At 62.5% G+C, this 17473-nt stretch carries 13 protein-coding genes and 1 pseudogene; 8 read left to right on the top strand and 6 right to left on the bottom strand.

Annotated elements, in window-relative coordinates; genetic code table 11:
• Positions 1-3: 3 nt before the first annotated feature.
• Positions 4-963 (bottom strand): MoxR family ATPase, encoded by a 960-nt coding sequence (locus HU766_RS04480; RefSeq protein WP_033700499.1) that lies wholly within the window; start codon positions 961-963, stop codon positions 4-6.
• Positions 964-1068: 105 nt separating this feature from the next.
• On the opposite strand from HU766_RS04480, the pseudogene HU766_RS04485 reads away from it, so the two are divergent.
• A pseudogene (locus HU766_RS04485) lies at positions 1069-1398 on the top strand (hypothetical protein); the annotation flags it as partial.
• Positions 1399-1526: 128 nt separating this feature from the next.
• On the opposite strand, the gene HU766_RS04490 reads toward HU766_RS04485, so the two are convergent.
• The 4 genes from HU766_RS04490 to HU766_RS04505 all read right to left on the bottom strand — a co-directional run bounded on the left by HU766_RS04490 (position 1527) and on the right by HU766_RS04505 (position 4820).
• Complete coding sequence (locus HU766_RS04490) at positions 1527-2417, bottom strand: dihydrodipicolinate synthase family protein (RefSeq protein WP_186653924.1); 891 nt, start codon at positions 2415-2417, stop codon at positions 1527-1529.
• Between the two features lie 44 nt (positions 2418-2461).
• Complete coding sequence (locus tag HU766_RS04495; protein WP_033701487.1) at positions 2462-3244, bottom strand: aldolase; 783 nt, start codon at positions 3242-3244, stop codon at positions 2462-2464.
• 156 nt (positions 3245-3400) lie between these two features.
• Complete coding sequence (soxR, locus tag HU766_RS04500) at positions 3401-3880, bottom strand: redox-sensitive transcriptional activator SoxR (RefSeq protein ID WP_033700496.1); 480 nt, start codon at positions 3878-3880, stop codon at positions 3401-3403.
• A gap of 586 nt (positions 3881-4466) precedes the next feature.
• Positions 4467-4820 (bottom strand): hypothetical protein, encoded by a 354-nt coding sequence (locus HU766_RS04505; protein ID WP_033700495.1) that lies wholly within the window; start codon positions 4818-4820, stop codon positions 4467-4469.
• A gap of 273 nt (positions 4821-5093) precedes the next feature.
• Here HU766_RS04505 and HU766_RS04510 point away from each other — a divergent pair, with 273 nt between their 5' ends.
• Positions 5094-9959, top strand: a complete 4866-nt coding sequence (locus HU766_RS04510) for an NAD-glutamate dehydrogenase (RefSeq protein ID WP_033700493.1) — start codon at positions 5094-5096, stop codon at positions 9957-9959.
• Positions 9960-10095: 136 nt separating this feature from the next.
• Here the strand turns inward: HU766_RS04510 and HU766_RS04515 are convergent, their stop codons facing one another.
• Positions 10096-10914: a pyruvate, water dikinase regulatory protein gene (locus tag HU766_RS04515; protein ID WP_033700492.1), complete on the bottom strand. Its 819-nt coding sequence runs from the start codon at positions 10912-10914 to the stop codon at positions 10096-10098.
• 177 nt (positions 10915-11091) lie between these two features.
• On the opposite strand from HU766_RS04515, the gene ppsA reads away from it, so the two are divergent.
• The 6 genes from ppsA to HU766_RS04545 all read left to right on the top strand — a co-directional run bounded on the left by ppsA (position 11092) and on the right by HU766_RS04545 (position 17431).
• Positions 11092-13467 (top strand): phosphoenolpyruvate synthase, encoded by a 2376-nt coding sequence (gene ppsA, locus HU766_RS04520; protein ID WP_033700491.1) that lies wholly within the window; start codon positions 11092-11094, stop codon positions 13465-13467.
• Positions 13468-13533: 66 nt separating this feature from the next.
• Complete coding sequence (locus HU766_RS04525) at positions 13534-14562, top strand: alpha/beta fold hydrolase (protein WP_047583272.1); 1029 nt, start codon at positions 13534-13536, stop codon at positions 14560-14562.
• A 142-nt stretch (positions 14563-14704) separates the two neighbouring features.
• Entirely contained in the window at positions 14705-15196 is a 492-nt protein-coding gene (gene rraA, locus HU766_RS04530; RefSeq protein ID WP_033700488.1) for a ribonuclease E activity regulator RraA, read from the top strand.
• A 27-nt stretch (positions 15197-15223) separates the two neighbouring features.
• A complete protein-coding gene (locus HU766_RS04535; protein WP_186653926.1) occupies positions 15224-16219 on the top strand; it encodes a zinc transporter ZntB in 996 nt (331 codons plus the stop codon).
• Positions 16220-16340: 121 nt separating this feature from the next.
• A complete protein-coding gene (locus tag HU766_RS04540; protein WP_033700486.1) occupies positions 16341-16604 on the top strand; it encodes a hypothetical protein in 264 nt (87 codons plus the stop codon).
• Positions 16605-16606: 2 nt separating this feature from the next.
• Positions 16607-17431, top strand: coding sequence for a mechanosensitive ion channel domain-containing protein (locus tag HU766_RS04545; RefSeq protein WP_033700485.1), 825 nt, complete (start codon positions 16607-16609; stop codon positions 17429-17431).
• The last annotated feature ends 42 nt before the right edge of the window (positions 17432-17473 follow it).

Raw genomic sequence — 17473 nt, forward strand, 5'->3', positions numbered from 1 at the left:
GGCTCAGGCAACGGCGACGACGTCGAGGATACGCTGGACCACCCGGTCCTGGTCGATCCCCGCAGCCTCGGCCTCGAACGACAGGATGATGCGGTGGCGCAGCACGTCGAACAGCACCGCCTGGATATCCTCGGGGCTGACGAAGTCGCGCCCGGCCAGCCAGGCATGGGCACGTGAGCAGCGGTCCAGCGAAATCGAGCCGCGGGGGCTGGCGCCGTAGGCGATCCAGTCGGCCAGTTCGGTGTCGAATTTGGCCGGGGTGCGTGTGGCCATCACCAGTTGCACCAGGTATTCCTCGACGGCGTCGGCCATGTACAGGCCGAGGATTTCCTTGCGCGCGGCGAAGATCGCCTGCTGGCTGACCCGGCGCTCGGGCTTGGTCTCGCCGCCCAGTGCTTCGCCGCGGGCCTGCAGCAGGATGCGCCGCTCCACCGCAGCGTCCGGGAAGCCGATTTTCACGTGCATCAGGAAGCGGTCGAGCTGAGCCTCGGGCAGCGGGTAGGTGCCCTCTTGCTCGATGGGGTTCTGGGTGGCCATGACCAGAAACAGCGGTGACAGGTCGTAGGTACTGCGGCCCACGCTGACCTGACGCTCGGCCATGGCTTCGAGCAGCGCCGACTGGACCTTGGCCGGGGCGCGGTTGATTTCGTCGGCCAGCACCAGGTTGTGGAAGATCGGCCCCTGCTGGAACACGAAACTGCCGGTTTCCGGGCGGTAGATTTCGGTGCCGGTAATGTCGGCAGGGAGCAGGTCGGGGGTGAACTGGATGCGGTGGAACTGCGCTTCGATACCCTCGGCGAGCTCCTTGATGGCCTTGGTCTTGGCCAGGCCGGGGGCGCCCTCGACCAGCATGTGGCCGTCGGCCAGGAGCACGATCAGCAGCCGCTCGACCAGCTTCTCCTGGCCTAGGATCTGGGAGGAAAGAAAGGTGCGCAGCGCGATCAGCGCTTCACGGTGTTCCATCGGCGACGGTTCCTGGTATTGGGCCGCAGGCGCGCTGGGGGCAGCTGCCTCGGCAAGGGGTGATACTTTAATCTATCCGGGGGGGTGGCGACTAATGGCGGCTGGCAAATTTATCCAGGCCGTCTGAGCATCATGCGTGAGTTGGCGCTGCGCGCGGGCGTGCCGTTTGCCGAGTTGGGCAACGATGAGGCCTATGCAGTGCCGGATGAGTTGGGCGAAATCAGCCGCAAGCTGCATGATTTTGCCTTGGGGCGTAGTGACCACGCGCATTTGACCGAGCAGGAGCAACGGCTGTTGCGCGAGCGCTACACTCATACATCGGCGAACTGGAACCCTGTTAAAGGGCTGCGCAATAGCACGCTTGACCTGCTGTTCGTCAACCGGCCCGGTGAGGCGGGGCGGGTGGTGCACTCGGGTGGCAGTGTCCGTGGCTGAGGGTAGGAGCGGCCTTGCGTCGCGAAAGGGGTGCGAAGCAGCCCCAGGATCTCAGCTTCGCCGTATAGATTGCTGGGGCTGCTTCGCACCCCTTTCGCGACGCAAGGCCGCTCCTACAGGGGCGTGCGTTACTGGGGTGCGAGCGCGTCCAGCAGCCCTTTGAGGTAGGCACTGCCTTGCGGGTCCAGCGGCTGCAGGGGCAGTCGCGGTGCGCCCACATCCTGGCCCCGCATTTTCAGCCCAGCCTTGATGGTGGTGGGCAGGCCACGGCGGGTGATGTACGCCAGCAATTCGTATTGGCGGTAGAACAGCGCACGCGCCTCTGCCAGCTCGCCGTTCTGCACGGCGTCCCACAAGGCCAGGTTCAACGCGGGGATCAGGTTTGGCGCTGCGGTGCACCAGCCCGTGGCACCGGCAACCAGGGCTTCCAGGGTGAGCGGGTTGCAACCGTTGTAGAACGCCACCTTGCCTTCGGTCGCGGTGTACAGGCGGTGCATGCGCTGAATATCACCGGTGCTCTCCTTGACCATGGTGACATTGGCGACTTCGCCCAGAATACGCAGGATCAGCTCTACCGACAGGTCGGTGCCGCTGGTGCCCGGGTTGTTGTAGAGCATGATCGGGATGTCGATCGCCGCGCCGACCGCTCTGTAGTGGTCGACCACCTCGGCCTCGGTCAACTTCCAATAGGAGACGGGCAACACCATCACCGCCGTGGCCCCGCACGCCTGGGCCAGGCGGGCACGCTGCACGGTACGCGCGGTGGTCAGGTCCGAGACGCTGACCACGCTGGGTACACGGCCGGCGACCTTCTCCAGGCTGAAGCGAACCACAGATTCCCACTCGCTATCGGACAGGTAGGCGCCTTCGCCGGTACTGCCCAGCGGGGCGATAGCGTGCACGCCGGCCTGGATCAGGCTGTCGATGGATCTACCCAATGCGTTCAGATCGACCGAGCCGTCTGCCGCGAAGGGGGTGATGGTGTAGCCGATGACGCCGCGAATTACAGGTGTAGACATGACCAGGTACCTTTGCCGTTGTTCAGGAAGGGGGACAACTTCGATCAGCCCAGGCAGTCGCCATGGGCACGCAAGGCACGACGCGCGTAATAGCTGAACGCGGCGCCATGGCGTTTTGGCGTGGAAATCCAGTCATGGGCTTCTTTGCCAAGTGCTTCGGGGATCGGGCGGATCTCACCGGCGCCCATGGCCAGCAGCTGCATCCTGGCGGCGCGTTCGAACAGTAGAGCAAGCACACAGGCTTCCTCGATCGAGCGGCCGGCGATCAGCAGGCCATGGTGTGAAAGCAGGATCGCCCGCTTGTCGCCGATGGCCCCGGCGATGATCTCGCCTTCTTCATTGCCCACCGGCACACCCGGCCATTCCTTGAGGAAGGCGCAATCGTCGAACAGCGGGCAAAGGTCCATGTGCGAGATGGCCAGCGGCACTTCGAGCATCGACAGGGCGGCGCTGTGCAACGGGTGGGTATGGATGATGCAGTTCACGTCGGGGCGTGCGCGATACAGCCAGCTGTGAAAGCGATTCGCTGGGTTGGCCATGCCGTGGCCGTGCAGCACGTTCAGGTCTTCGTCGACGACCAGCAGGTTGGAGGCCGAAATCTCGTCGAAGCCCAGGCCAAGCTGTTGGGTGTAGTAGGTGCCAGGCTCCGGCGCCCGTGCGGTGATCTGCCCGGCCAGGCCGGAGTCGTGGCCGCCGTCGAACAGGATTCGGCAGGTCAGGGCGAGTTTCTGCCGCGGGGTGTAAGTGTTGTCGGCCAGCGCAGTCAGCATCTGCTGCTGGGCATGTTTGACGAGCTGGTCCTTGGGGGTCTGCATGGTCGTGGTCACGGAGAGTACCTGCATGAGAAGGCGGTAATGACTACCTGGCTGGCACAGCGTGCAAGCCAGGACACACATCGATACTAATGACACTTTGTGTCATAAGCAAGCAATGTGTCATCGCTTCTCGATGATCAGATGCAGGTCGCCATGAAAGGCCCGCGCTTACCGTCCCCCGGCAGCACCGCCATTTTCCAGGATCCTGGCCCCCGATCCCTCCTTGCCCAGCACGTCCTCGGGGTTGCGCAGCGGGCAGTCTTGCAACGACAGGCAACCGCAGCCGATGCAGTTGTCCAGGCTGTCTCTCAGGGCCTCCAGCGTGCGAATGCGGGCGTTCAGGTCTTCTCGCCAGGCCGATGACATCTCGCCCCACTGGGCGGCCGTGAGTTTGCTGTTCGGCGGGTAGCGGCCCAGGGCGCGTTTGATTTCTTCGAGGGGGATGCCGGTGCGCTGGGCCACCTTGATGATGGCGATGGTGCGCAGCACCAATGCGGGGTAACGCCGCTGGTTGCCGGCGGTACGGGTGCCGGCGATCAGCCCTTTGGATTCGTAGAAGTGCAGGGCGGAGACCGCCACGCCACTGCGTTTGGCGACCTCGCCGACGGTGAGTAGCCGCGAGCTGTCGGTGGATGATTTAACTGTCACGCCGGTTGACCTCAAGTTAGCTTGAGCTCTTATAGTCCCGCCCGATCGTTCCTGCAACCACACGCGCCAGGCCAATAGCGAATGGCATGATCTTCAATCGTGACTAGGTCAGCGCCCTGATGTAGTCCATTTCCCAAAAAAACTTCTGCCGACAGCATCTCGTTGCACACCCTCTGTTGGATCACTAATCTGCCTTCCGCAGAGGCATTACCACCTATCAGGAAGGCATTTGTACGTATTCATTTGCGTATTATTTTGCGCAAAATTGTGTGCTATCGAGTCGGCAAGAGCAGCTGCATCCCTTCCTTACTCCCTGTAGTCTTCGGAGGCAATGCAGCAACTGACGGGAGCAAACATGCGATGGGTGGACTAATGACCAGAGCTGAGCAGGCTGTGTCTGCCACGGCGATGGCTAGAACGTTTGGTGCGCGCTTGAAGGAAGTGACCAGCGGGAATGCGACCCATCTTGTCATTTTCAAGGACAACGAGCCGGCCGATGAAGTCTACGAAGCTGCCAACAGGCGTGTGTAAACCTTAAGCCCCACTTTGCCTGTATCGGGCCGCTTCGCGGCTCTTCGGGCTTGTATCAGACCTCGCAGACGAACGTCCCGGTCCCCTGCAGAATGTTCTGCAGCGTTTCCTTCACCTCGTCCATATCGCTCAGTTCGCTGGTCAGGATGATCTCCAGCGTTTCATCCCCCTTCAAGGCATCGCGATCCCCGGCCGCCACTTCGATCAGCAGGCGCTGGGCAGTCAAGGTCACCTTCAAGCCATCCAGCGTCGAGGGCTCGTCATCGAGCGTCAGGTCGACCGTGTCTTCATCCGGGTAGCGGGTGAGCAGGACCATCTGACCCTTGTCGCCGTGGCAGCAGAGGGTCGCCATGTTGTCTTCCTCGTCATCGCAAGGGTTGGCGAAGAGCAGGGCGGTCTTGATTTGCATGAACAGGCTCGGGTCAAAGGAAACGGAAGGGAATTCTGACAGTCTTGTGTACATCCATAAACGTAAAGTTACCGCCCCTTGACCGAAATTGTCGCAGCGCTGCAAGCGTTGGTGACTACTCAGTCGTTAAGCTTCGGCGAGCCCTGAGCGTGCCACGCACGTTCAACGCCTGGTTTAACCGTCCGCCTTGCCACGGGTTGGCTATCGTTGATTCGTACACGGCGCACGCGAGCGACGCTTCAATTATTACAAAGCCCAAGCGGAGTACCACAGATGGCGTTTTTCACCGCAGCCAGCAAGGCCGACTTCCAGCATCAACTGCAAGCGGCTCTGGCGCAGCACATCAGCGAACAGGCACTGCCACAAGTGGCCCTGTTCGCCGAACAGTTCTTCGGCATCATCTCAATGGACGAACTCACCCAGCGCAGGCTTTCCGACCTGGCTGGCTGTACCCTTTCTGCCTGGCGCATCATCGAGCGCTTCGACGCCGAACAACCCCAAGTGCGGGTGTACAACCCTGATTACGAACGCAATGGCTGGCAGTCGACCCACACTGTGGTCGAGGTGTTGCACCACGACCTGCCGTTTCTGGTGGACTCGGTGCGCACCGAGCTCAACCGCCGCGGCTACAGCATCCACACCCTGCAGACCACCGTACTGAGCGTGCGCCGCGGTGCCAAAGGCGAGCTGCTCGAGCTGCTGCCCAAGGGCACCCACGGCGAGGGTGTGCGCCATGAGTCGCTGATGTACCTGGAGATCGACCGTTGCGCCAACGCCGCCGAACTGACGGTGCTGACCCGCGAGATCGAACAGGTGCTGGCTGAAGTGCGTGTGGCGGTCGCCGACTTCGAACCGATGAAGGTCAAGCTGCGCGAAGTGGTGGCGCAGGTCGAGCAGACTGCGTTTGGCCCGGCGCAGCACGAGAAGGGCGAGGTGAAGGCGTTTCTCGAGTGGTTGCTGGACAACCATTTCACCTTCCTGGGCTACGAGGAGTTCACCGTCCAGGGCGGCAGCGATGGCGGCCAGATGGTCTACGACGAGCAGTCCTTCCTCGGCCTGCCGCGGCGCTTGCGCGTGGGGCTGACGTCTGAAGAGCTGCGCATCGAAGACTACGCCGTGGCCTACCTCAACGAGCCACTGCTGTTGTCCTTCGCCAAGGCCGCGCTGCCCAGCCGTGTGCACCGCCCGGCCTACCCGGACTACGTGTCGATTCGCCAACTGGACGCCGAGGGCAAGGTGGTCAAGGAATGCCGCTTCATGGGCCTGTACACCTCTTCGGTGTACGGCGAGAGCGTGCATGCCATCCCTTACATTCGGGTCAAGGTTGCCGAAGTCGAGCGCCGTTCGGGCTTCGACCCCAAGGCTCACCTGGGCAAGGAGCTGGCCCAGGTGCTCGAGGTGCTGCCGCGCGACGACCTGTTCCAGACGCCGATCGACGAGCTGTTCAGCACCGTCATGGCCATCGTGCAGATCCAGGAGCGCAACAAGATCCGCGTGTTCCTGCGCAAGGACCCGTACGGCCGCTTCTGCTACTGCCTGGCCTACGTACCGCGTGAAATCTACTCCACGGAAGTGCGGCAGAAGATCCAGCAGGTGCTGATGGAGCGCCTGAAAGCCAGTGACTGCGAGTTCTGGACCTTCTTCTCCGAGTCGGTACTGGCGCGGGTGCAACTGATTCTGCGGGTCGATCCGAAAAACCGCATCGACATCGACCCGCAACAGCTGGAAAACGAAGTGATCCAGGCGTGCCGCTCGTGGCACGACGACTACTCGACCCTGGTGGTGGAGAACTTCGGCGAAGCCCAGGGCACCAACATCCTGGCCGACTTCCCCAAAGGCTTCCCGGCGGGCTACCGCGAGCGCTTCGCTGCGCATTCGGCAGTGGTCGACCTGCAGCACGTGCTGGGGCTGTCCGAAAGCAAGCCGCTGGCCATGAGCTTCTATCAGCCATTGACCCAGGTCGGCGAGCGTACCCTGCATTGCAAGCTGTACCACGCCGACACCCCGCTGGCGCTGTCCGATGTGCTGCCGATCCTGGAGAACCTCGGCTTGCGCGTGCTGGGCGAGTTCCCGTACCGTCTGCGTCACGCCAATGGCCGTGAATACTGGATTCACGACTTCGCCTTCACCTACAGCGAAGGCCTGAGCCTGGACATCCAGCAGCTCAACGACACCTTGCAGGACGCGTTCATTCACATTGTCGGCGGCGACGCCGAGAACGACGCCTTCAACCGCCTGGTGCTGACCGCCGGCCTGCCTTGGCGCGATGTGGCACTGCTGCGTGCTTATGCCCGCTACCTCAAGCAGATCCGCCTGGGCTTCGACCTGGGTTACATCGCCAGCACCCTGAACAACCACACCGACATCGCCCGCGAGCTGACCCGGCTGTTCAAGACCCGCTTCTATTTGGCGCGCAAGCTTACCCAGGACGACCTGGACGACAAGCAGCAACGCCTGGAACAGGCGATCCTGAGCGCCCTGGACGATGTTCAGGTGCTCAACGAAGACCGCATCCTGCGTCGCTACCTGGACCTGATCAAGGCCACCCTGCGGACCAACTTCTACCAGCCGGACGGCAACGGCCAGAACAAGTCGTACTTCAGTTTCAAGTTCAACCCCAAACTGATCCCCGAGCTGCCAAAGCCGGTACCCAAGTTCGAGATCTTCGTCTATTCGCCACGGGTCGAGGGTGTGCACCTGCGCTTTGGCAACGTCGCCCGCGGCGGCCTGCGCTGGTCGGACCGCGAGGAAGACTTCCGCACCGAGGTGCTCGGCCTGGTCAAGGCCCAGCAGGTGAAGAACTCGGTGATCGTGCCGGTCGGTGCCAAGGGCGGCTTCCTGCCGCGCCGCCTGCCACTGGGTGGCAGCCGTGACGAAATCGCCGCTGAAGGCATTGCCTGCTACCGCATCTTCATTTCCGGCCTGCTCGACATCACCGACAACCTCAAGGACGGTGGCGTGGTGCCGCCGGCCAATGTGGTGCGCCACGACGATGACGACCCGTACCTGGTGGTGGCCGCCGACAAAGGCACCGCGACGTTCTCCGACATCGCCAACGGCATTGCCATCGACTACGGCTTCTGGCTGGGCGATGCCTTCGCCTCGGGTGGCTCGGCCGGCTATGACCACAAGAAAATGGGCATCACCGCCCGGGGCGCGTGGGTTGGCGTACAACGCCACTTCCGCGAGCGCGGCATCAATGTGCAGGAAGACCCAATCACCGTGATCGGCGTCGGCGACATGGCCGGCGACGTGTTCGGCAATGGCTTGCTGATGTCCGACAAGCTCAAGCTGGTGGCGGCGTTCAACCACCTGCACATCTTCATCGACCCGAACCCGGAACCGGCCAACAGCTTCGCCGAGCGCAAGCGCCTGTTCGACTTGCCGCGTTCGGCCTGGAGCGACTACGACACCAGCATCATGTCCGAAGGCGGCGGGATCTTCCCGCGCAGTGCCAAGAGCATCGCCATCAGCCCACAGATGAAAGAACGCTTCGCCATCGAAGCCGACCGCCTGACCCCGACCGAGCTGCTCAATGCACTGCTCAAGGCGCCAGTCGACCTGCTGTGGAACGGCGGCATCGGCACTTACGTCAAGGCCAGTACAGAAAGCCACGCCGATGTCGGCGACAAGGCCAACGACGCCCTGCGCGTCAACGGCAACGAGCTGCGCTGCAAGGTGGTGGGCGAGGGCGGCAACCTCGGCATGACCCAGCTCGGCCGGGTCGAGTTCGGCCTCAATGGCGGCGCGACCAACACCGACTTCATCGACAACGCTGGTGGCGTCGACTGCTCGGACCACGAGGTCAATATCAAGATCCTGCTCAACGAAGTGGTGCAGGGTGGCGACATGACCGAGAAGCAGCGTAACCAGCTGCTCGGCAGCATGACCGAAGAGGTCGGCGCGCTGGTGCTGGGCAACAACTACAAGCAGACCCAGGCGCTGTCCCTGGCAGCCCGTCGCGCCCGCGAGCGGATCGCCGAATACAAGCGCCTGATGGCGGACCTGGAAGGGCGTGGCAAGCTGGACCGTGCCATCGAATTTCTGCCGTCCGAAGAGCAACTGGCCGAGCGCCTGGCCGCAGGCCAAGGCCTGACTCGCGCCGAGCTGTCGGTGCTGATCTCGTACAGCAAGATCGACCTCAAAGAGCAACTGCTCAAGTCGCGAGTGCCGGACGACGACTACCTGACCCGTGACATGGAAACTGCGTTCCCGCCCTCGCTGGTCAGCAAGTTCGCCGATTCCATGCGTCGCCACCGCCTGAAGCGCGAGATCGTCAGCACCCAGATCGCCAACGACCTGGTCAACAACATGGGCATCACCTTCGTCCAGCGCCTGAAGGAGTCGACGGGCATGAGCCCGGCCAACGTGGCGGGTGCGTATGTGATCGTGCGCGACATCTTCCACCTGCCGCACTGGTTCCGTCAGATCGAAGCCCTGGACTACCAGGTGCCGGCCGAGGTCCAGCTGACCTTGATGGACGAACTGATGCGCCTGGGCCGCCGCGCCACCCGCTGGTTCCTGCGCAGCCGTCGCAACGAGCAGGACGCCGGGCGCGACACCGCGCACTTCGGGCCGAAGATCGCGCAACTGGGGCTCAAGCTGGACGAGTTGCTGGAAGGGCCGACCCGCGAGCGCTGGATGGTGCGTTACCAGGGCTTTGTCGAAGCCGGTGTGCCTGAACTGCTCGCGCGCATGGTGGCCGGTACCAGCCACCTGTACACGCTGTTGCCGATCATCGAGGCGGCTGATGTTACCGGCCATGACCCGGCGCAGGTGGCCAAGGCGTTCTTCGCGGTGGGCAGTTCGCTGGACCTGACCTGGTACTTGCAGGAAATCAGCAACCTGCCGGTGGAAAACAACTGGCAGGCCCTGGCCCGCGAGGCATTCCGCGACGACATCGACCTGCAGCAGCGGGCGATCACCATCTCTGTGTTGCAGATGGCCGATGCGCCGCAAGACATGGATGCCCGCGTGGCGCTGTGGGCCGAGCAGCACCGGGTGATGGTCGAGCGCTGGCGCGCGATGCTGGACGACCTGCGCAATGCCACCGGCACGGACTATGCGATGTATGCGGTGGCCAACCGCGAGCTGGTCGACCTGGCAATGAGCGGGCAGGCGGCGGTGGTGCCTTCATAAGTCGCAAGCTGTAAGCTACAAGCTGCAAGCAGACCTTCGCAGGTCTCGCTTGCAGCTTTTGTCTCCGTCACCATTGGCTGTCTTGGCGCAGTCCCGCTTTTTTCTTGTAGCTTGAAGCTTACAACGTGAAGCTTTCTTACTTGAACCGACGCTCCACGCCTTTTTCCACCAGAATCTTCGCCGAAATCTCCTCCACCGAAAAATGCGTGGAATTGATATTGGGAATGTTCTCCCGGCGGAACAGGCTCTCTACCTCGCGGACTTCGAACTCGCACTGGGCAAAGCTTGAGTAGCGGCTGTTGGGCTTGCGCTCGTGGCGAATGGCGGTCAGGCGGTCGGGGTCGATGGTCAGGCCGAACAGCTTGTTGTGGTGCTTTTTCAGCACCGCTGGCAATTGCAGGCGCTCCATGTCGTCTTCGGTCAGCGGGTAGTTGGCCGCACGGATACCGAACTGCATGGCCATGTACAGGCAGGTTGGCGTCTTGCCGCAACGCGAGACCCCGACCAGAATCAGGTCGGCCTTGTCGTAGTAGTGCGTGCGCGCGCCATCATCATTGTCCAGGGCGAAGTTGACCGCTTCGATGCGCTCCATGTAGTTGGAATTACCGCCGATCGAGTGCGATTTGCCGACGGAATACGACGAATGGGCGGTCAATTCCTGCTCAAGCGGGGATAAAAACGACGAAAAGATGTCGATCATGAAGCCGTTCGAGGTGGCCAGGATCTCACGGATGTCCTGATTGACGATGGTGTCGAAGATGATCGGCCGCACGCCATCACGCTCGGCAGCAGCGTTGATTTGCTGCACCATGGTTCGCGCTTTGTCCGGCGAATCGATGTAGGGACGGGTGAATTTGCTGAACGGAATGCTTTCGAATTGAGCGAGCAGGCTTTGCCCCAGGGTCTCGGCAGTGATGCCGGTGCCGTCGGAGATGAAGAACGCGGTTCTTTTCATTTGCACCCTGGGCCTTAAGCTGATGACGTTTCTTGGATATGATAAGTTCGGTTTGCCGAATGCGGCTGTCGGCATTCTCACTTATTTTCCAGGTACAGGCCACAAACGCCCGGCCAAGTCAAAGAAGACAGGCGGGCGCCTTTGAGCTTTTCCAACACAGTTAGTGGAGAGATCACCTTGGTAGAGTACGTAGTTTCCCTCGAAAAGCTCGGCGTCCATGATGTGGAGCATGTGGGGGGCAAGAACGCATCCCTGGGCGAGATGATCAGCAACCTTGCGGGTGCTGGTGTATCGGTGCCGGGCGGCTTTGCCACTACGGCGCAGGCGTACCGCGATTTTCTCGAACAGAGTGGTCTCAACGAGCGTATCCATGCCGCGCTCGATGCGCTGGATGTCGATGACATCAATGCCCTGACCAAAACCGGCGCGCAGATTCGCCAGTGGGTCATGGAAGCCGAATTCCCGGCGCGTCTGGATTCGGAAATCCGTACGGCCTTCGCTGAAATGGCCGCAGGCAACGACAACATGGCCGTAGCCGTGCGCTCGTCTGCCACCGCCGAAGACTTGCCGGACGCCTCGTTCGCCGGCCAGCAGGAAACCTTCCTCAACATCCGTGGCGTCGACAACGTGATCCGCGCGGCCAAGGAAGTGTTCGCCTCGCTGTTCAACGACCGCGCCATCGCCTACCGCGTGCACCAGGGCTTCGACCACAAGCTGGTGGCCCTGTCTGCCGGTGTGCAGCGCATGGTCCGTTCGGAAACCGGCACCGCCGGTGTGATGTTTACCCTCGACACCGAGTCGGGTTTCCGCGACGTGGTGTTCATCACCGGCGCCTATGGCCTGGGTGAAACCGTGGTGCAGGGTGCGGTCAACCCAGACGAATTCTACGTACACAAGAACACCTTGCAGGCTGGCCGCCCGGCGATCCTGCGCCGCAACCTGGGCAGCAAGGCGATCAAGATGGTCTACGGCGACGAAGCCAAGGCCGGTCGTTCGGTCAAGACCGTCGAGGTCGACCGTGCCGAGCGCGCCCGCTTCTGCCTGAGCGATGCCGAAGTCAACGAGCTGGCCAAACAGGCCATGATCATCGAGCAGCACTACCAGCGCCCGATGGACATCGAGTGGGCCAAGGACGGTGACGACGGCAAGCTGTACATCGTTCAGGCCCGCCCTGAAACGGTGAAAAGCCGCTCCAGCGCCAATGTCATGGAACGCTACCTGCTGAAAGAAAAGGGCACCGTACTGGTCGAAGGCCGTGCGATCGGCCAGCGCATCGGCGCCGGCAAGGTCCGCGTGATCAACGATGTGTCCGAGATGGACAAGGTGCAGCCCGGTGACGTACTGGTCTCCGACATGACCGACCCGGACTGGGAACCGGTCATGAAGCGCGCCAGCGCCATTGTCACCAACCGCGGCGGGCGTACCTGCCACGCGGCGATCATTGCCCGTGAGCTGGGTATCCCTGCAGTCGTCGGTTGCGGTAACGCCACCCAGTTGCTCAAGGACGGCCAGGGCGTGACAGTGTCCTGCGCCGAGGGCGACACCGGCTTCATCTTCGAAGGTGAGCTGGGCTTCGACATCAAGCAGAACTCGGTCGACGCCATGCCGGACCTGCCGTTCAAGATCATGATGAACGTCGGCAACCCGGACCGTGCCTTTGACTTCGCCCAGCTGCCCAACGCCGGTGTCGGCCTGGCGCGCCTGGAGTTCATCATCAACCGCATGATCGGCGTGCACCCCAAGGCGCTGCTCAACTACGCCGGCCTGCCGGCAGAGTTGAAGGACAGCGTCGACAAGCGCATCGCCGGCTACGACGACCCGGTCGGCTTCTATGTCGAGAAGCTGGTCGAAGGCATCAGCACCCTGGCGGCAGCCTTCTACCCGAAAAAGGTCATCGTGCGCCTGTCGGACTTCAAGTCCAACGAGTACGCCAACCTGATCGGCGGCAAGCTGTACGAGCCGGAAGAAGAAAACCCGATGCTGGGCTTCCGCGGCGCTTCGCGTTACATCAGCGAATCGTTCCGTGACTGCTTCGAGCTCGAGTGCCGTGCCCTGAAGCGCGTGCGCAACGAGATGGGCCTGACCAACGTCGAGATCATGGTGCCGTTCGTGCGCACCCTGGGCGAAGCCAGCCAGGTCATCGACCTGTTGGCCGAAAACGGCCTGGCCCGTGGCGACAATGGCCTGCGCGTGATCATGATGTGCGAGTTGCCGTCCAACGCGATTCTGGCCGAAGAGTTCCTCGAGTACTTCGACGGCTTCTCGATCGGCTCCAACGACCTGACCCAGCTGACCCTGGGCCTGGACCGTGATTCGGGTATCATCGCGCACCTGTTCGACGAGCGTAACCCGGCCGTGAAGAAGCTGCTGGCCAACGCCATCCAGGCGTGCAACAAGGCCGGCAAGTACATCGGCATCTGCGGCCAGGGCCCATCGGACCACCCGGACCTGGCCAAATGGCTGATGGAGCAGGGCATCGAAAGCGTGTCGCTGAACCCGGACTCGGTGCTCGAGACCTGGTTCTTCCTGGCCGAGGGCCAGGGCGCAGCCTGATACAGTGGATTGCGGGGGCGCGTCTGGCGCGCCCCCGCCTGGTTTGATCCAGGGCGAGTTCCAGTAATGGTTCCCGCCCTTTTTTGTGCACCAAGCAACCTTATGCAAAGCAGCAGCACTTTATTTCCCGTGGCCTTGCTCAGCGCTGAGCGGCGAGGCGACTTGAGCGAAGACGTGTACCGGATCAAGGCCGGCAACAGCCCTGACCCGAGCGTCGAGCTGGCCGTGACCCGCCTTGGCCTGGCCGATCAGGGTCAGGCTCAAGGCGTGCCGGTCATTCTTCTGCACGGCAGTTTTTCCAATCGGCGCTTCTGGTATTCGCCCAAAGGGGTCGGCCTGGGCGCGTTTCTGGCCCGCGCGGGTTTCGATGTGTGGATCCCGGAGATGCGCGGCCATGGCCTGTCGCCGCGCAATCGCCAGTGGCAGCACAACCGTGTCGCCGACTATGCCCGCGATGACTTGCCGTTGATTGGCGCTTTCGTGCTGGAACAAACCGGCCAAGCGCCGCACTGGCTTGGCCATTCCCTGGGCGGGACAACCTTGGCCGCTGCACTGGGTGGCGGCTACCTGCCAACCGAGCAGGTGGCCAGCGCCGCGTTCTTCGGTACCCAGGTCAGCCGCGTGTACTGGCCGTTGAAAGTGCCGCCAGTGGTGTGGGGGGCGAAGTTGCTGCTCAAGCGCTGGCGGCAGATTCCCGGGCAGCGGCTTAAGCGTGGCCCCGAGGACGAACCGATTGGCTTGGCACTTGAAAGCATGCGCTGGCATGGCCTGTTCGGGCGCTTTGGCGACAAGGACAACGACTGGTGGGCGGGCCTGGCGCAGGTGGATGTGCCGGTGCTGGCCGTGGCCGGTGCGGGCGATTACCAGGACCCGGTCTGGGCTTGCCGCAAGTTGTTCGACCAGTTGGGCGGGGAGCGCAAGCAGTTTCTGCGCTTGGGCCGCGAGGAAGGCTTCGATGCGTTCGGGCATGTCGACATGCTGGTCAGCAAGGCCGCGCAGGCACAGGTCTGGCCGTTGGTGGAACGCTGGTTGAGGAACCCGTCTATGCCGGTGCATGCGTCGACTGTTGTGGCGCAGGCTGTGCCAGCCAGCTGATTCCATGCTGCCTGCGCTGGCCCCGCGAAGAGGCCAGTGCCGAAGGAAGGCAACTGACTGCTCGGTCCCGGATGACGTCAACAGCTTCCTCGGTGTAGCCTTGGCCCATACCCGCTTTCGTTGTGACTGACAGGAGCTTCCCATGCAGCATTACGTAACGCCCGACCTGTGTGACACCTACCCTGACCTGGTCCAGGTGCTCGAACCTATGTTCAGCAACTTCGGCGGCCGCGATTCGTTCGGTGGCCAGATCGTCACCCTCAAATGCTTCGAAGACAACTCGCTGGTCAAGGAGCAGGTCGAGCTCGACGGCAAGGGCAAGGTTCTGGTGGTCGACGGTGGCGGTTCGCTGCGCTGTGCGCTGCTGGGCGACATGCTGGCCGAGAAAGCGGCCAAGAACGGCTGGGAAGGCCTGGTGATCTACGGCTGCGTGCGTGACGTGGACATCTTGATCCAGACCGACGTCGGCGTGCAGGCCTTGGCCAGCCACCCGAAAAAAAGCAACAAGCGTGGCGTCGGCGAGCTCGACGTGCCGGTGACTTTCGCCGGGGTGACCTTCCGCTCGGGCGAATATGTGTATGCCGACAACAATGGCGTGCTGGTTTCGCCAAGCCCGCTGAAAATGCCGGAGTGATGCGCCGCACGCGCTGATGGAGCTTTGATGTTCGAGGAAGACAACGCGCAGTGGGGGCTGGTGCATGCCCTGGTGCTCGATGGCAAAGGCGGCGCGCGCTCGATTGCCCGTACCGAGCTGGACGACCTGCAACTGCACCCCCAGGAAAGCCTCTGGTTGCACTGGGACCGCAGCCATCCACAAACCCGCACCTGGCTGCTGCGCGACAGCGGCCTGAGCGAGTTCGCCTGCGAACTGCTGCTGGAAGAAAACACCCGGCCGCGCTTGCTGCCGCTGGTGGACGAACAGTTGTTGCTGTTCTTGCGCGGGGTCAACCTCAACCCGGGCGCCGAACCTGAAGACATGGTCTCGGTGCGCATCTTCGCCGAGGCGCAGCGGGTCATCTCGCTGCGCTTGCGGCCGCTTCGGGCCAGTGACGAGATGCTCCAGTTGCTCGGCGAGGGCAGGGGGCCGAAGTCAGCTTCGGCGTTATTGCTGCTGATGGGTGAACTGCTGACCGAGAAGGTCCAGGGCCTGGTCAGCGACCTGTCCGAGCTGGTCGACTTCGAGGAAGAAAAGGTCGAATCCGACGAACGGTACACTCCCGAGCAGGGTAGCCTGCAGCAGATCCGCCGCCGTGCGGCCGGCTTGCGACGTTTTCTGGCGCCGCAGCGGGAAATCTACGCACAGCTGTCACGCAGCAAGTGGAGCTGGTTCGCTGATGCCGATGCCGACTACTGGAACGAGTTGAACAACAGCCTGATCCGTTACCTCGAAGAGCTGGAGCTGACCCGCGAGCGGGCCGCATTGGTGCTTGAAAGCGAGGACCGGCGGCGCAGCGAGCGCATGAACCGCACCCTGTACCGCTTCGGCATCATCACCTGCATCTTCCTGCCCATGAGCTTCATCACCGGCTTGCTGGGCATCAATGTCGGCGGCATTCCGGGGGCGGAAAACCCCTACGGCTTCTTGTTTGCCTGCATCATCGTGCTGGGGCTGGCGGTAGGGCAGTGGTGGCTGTTCCGTCGGCTGCGGTGGGTCTAGATGTTGAATCCCTTGCCCGCGAAGCAGGCGACAGCGGTTCATTTTGCACCACACGCACCCAGGCGATGTGTGACCCATGCCCCGGCGCCCTCGTCTCTGACAGATACTGCGCGAGGTGCCCATGCACGATCCGTTTGAAGAATCCCTGCGCGACCTGCTCAAGGCGTCGCCGTCCGGCCAGGACCGAGACGACGCCGCCTGCCTGGGTCGTGTGCTGAAAACCGCCAACCGCCAGGTCGGTGCGGGTGATCTGTTCAGCCTGCTTGGCCGTTGGAGCCAGGCGCTGCTGATCGCCGTCAACAATGGCTCGGCGCATGTAGCGCCGGTGCGCAGAAACTCTACCCGCAACGCTGCCACCGGCAGCAAAGCAGATAAGGCCGATTGAATATGGAACTGGATCTCTGGACCCAAAGCCTGGTCACCGCCATGACTGCCCTTTGGACCAAGGTGGCGAACTTCATCCCTAACCTGTTCGGCGCCCTGGTCGTGGTGCTGCTCGGTTTCGTGGTGGCCAAGCTGCTCGATACGCTGCTGTCCAAGCTGCTGGCCAAGCTCGGCCTGGACCGCCTGATGGCAGGTACCGGGCTGACCAAGATGCTGAGCCGCGGTGGCATCCAGGTGCCGATTTCGACCCTCATCGGCAAGATCGTCTACTGGTTCGTACTGCTGATCTTCCTCGTCTCGGCCGCGGAATCGCTGGGCCTTGAGCGGGTTTCGGCGACCCTCGACATGCTCGCCCTGTACCTGCCGAAAGTATTCGGCGCGGCGCTGGTGCTGCTGGCCGGTGTGCTGCTGGCGCAGGTGGCCAATGGCCTGGTGCGCGGCGCTGCCGAAGGCATTGGCCTTGAGTACTCCGCAGGCCTTGGGCGTATCACCCAAGGCCTGGTGATCATCATCAGCATCTCGGTGGCCATCAGCCAGCTCGAGGTCAAGACCGACCTGCTCAACCACGTGATCGTCATCGGGCTGATTACCGTTGGTCTGGCCGTTGCCTTGGCCATGGGCCTCGGTAGCCGCGAAATCGCCGGGCAGATACTGGCCGGTATTTACGTGCGTGAGCTGTATCAGGTCGGCCAGCAGGTGCGGATTGGAGAGGTCGAAGGGCATATCGAGGAAATCGGCACGGTCAAGACGACGCTGTTGACCGATGATGGCGAACTGGTGTCGCTGTCGAACCGTGTGCTGCTTGAGCAGCGCGTCAATAGCCGCTAACCGCACAAAAGCTGTTAATGTATGCCGCCGCGAAATCGACCC

This window comes from Pseudomonas sp. SWRI77, assembly GCF_014269105.1.
Lineage (GTDB): Bacteria > Pseudomonadota > Gammaproteobacteria > Pseudomonadales > Pseudomonadaceae > Aquipseudomonas > Aquipseudomonas capeferrum.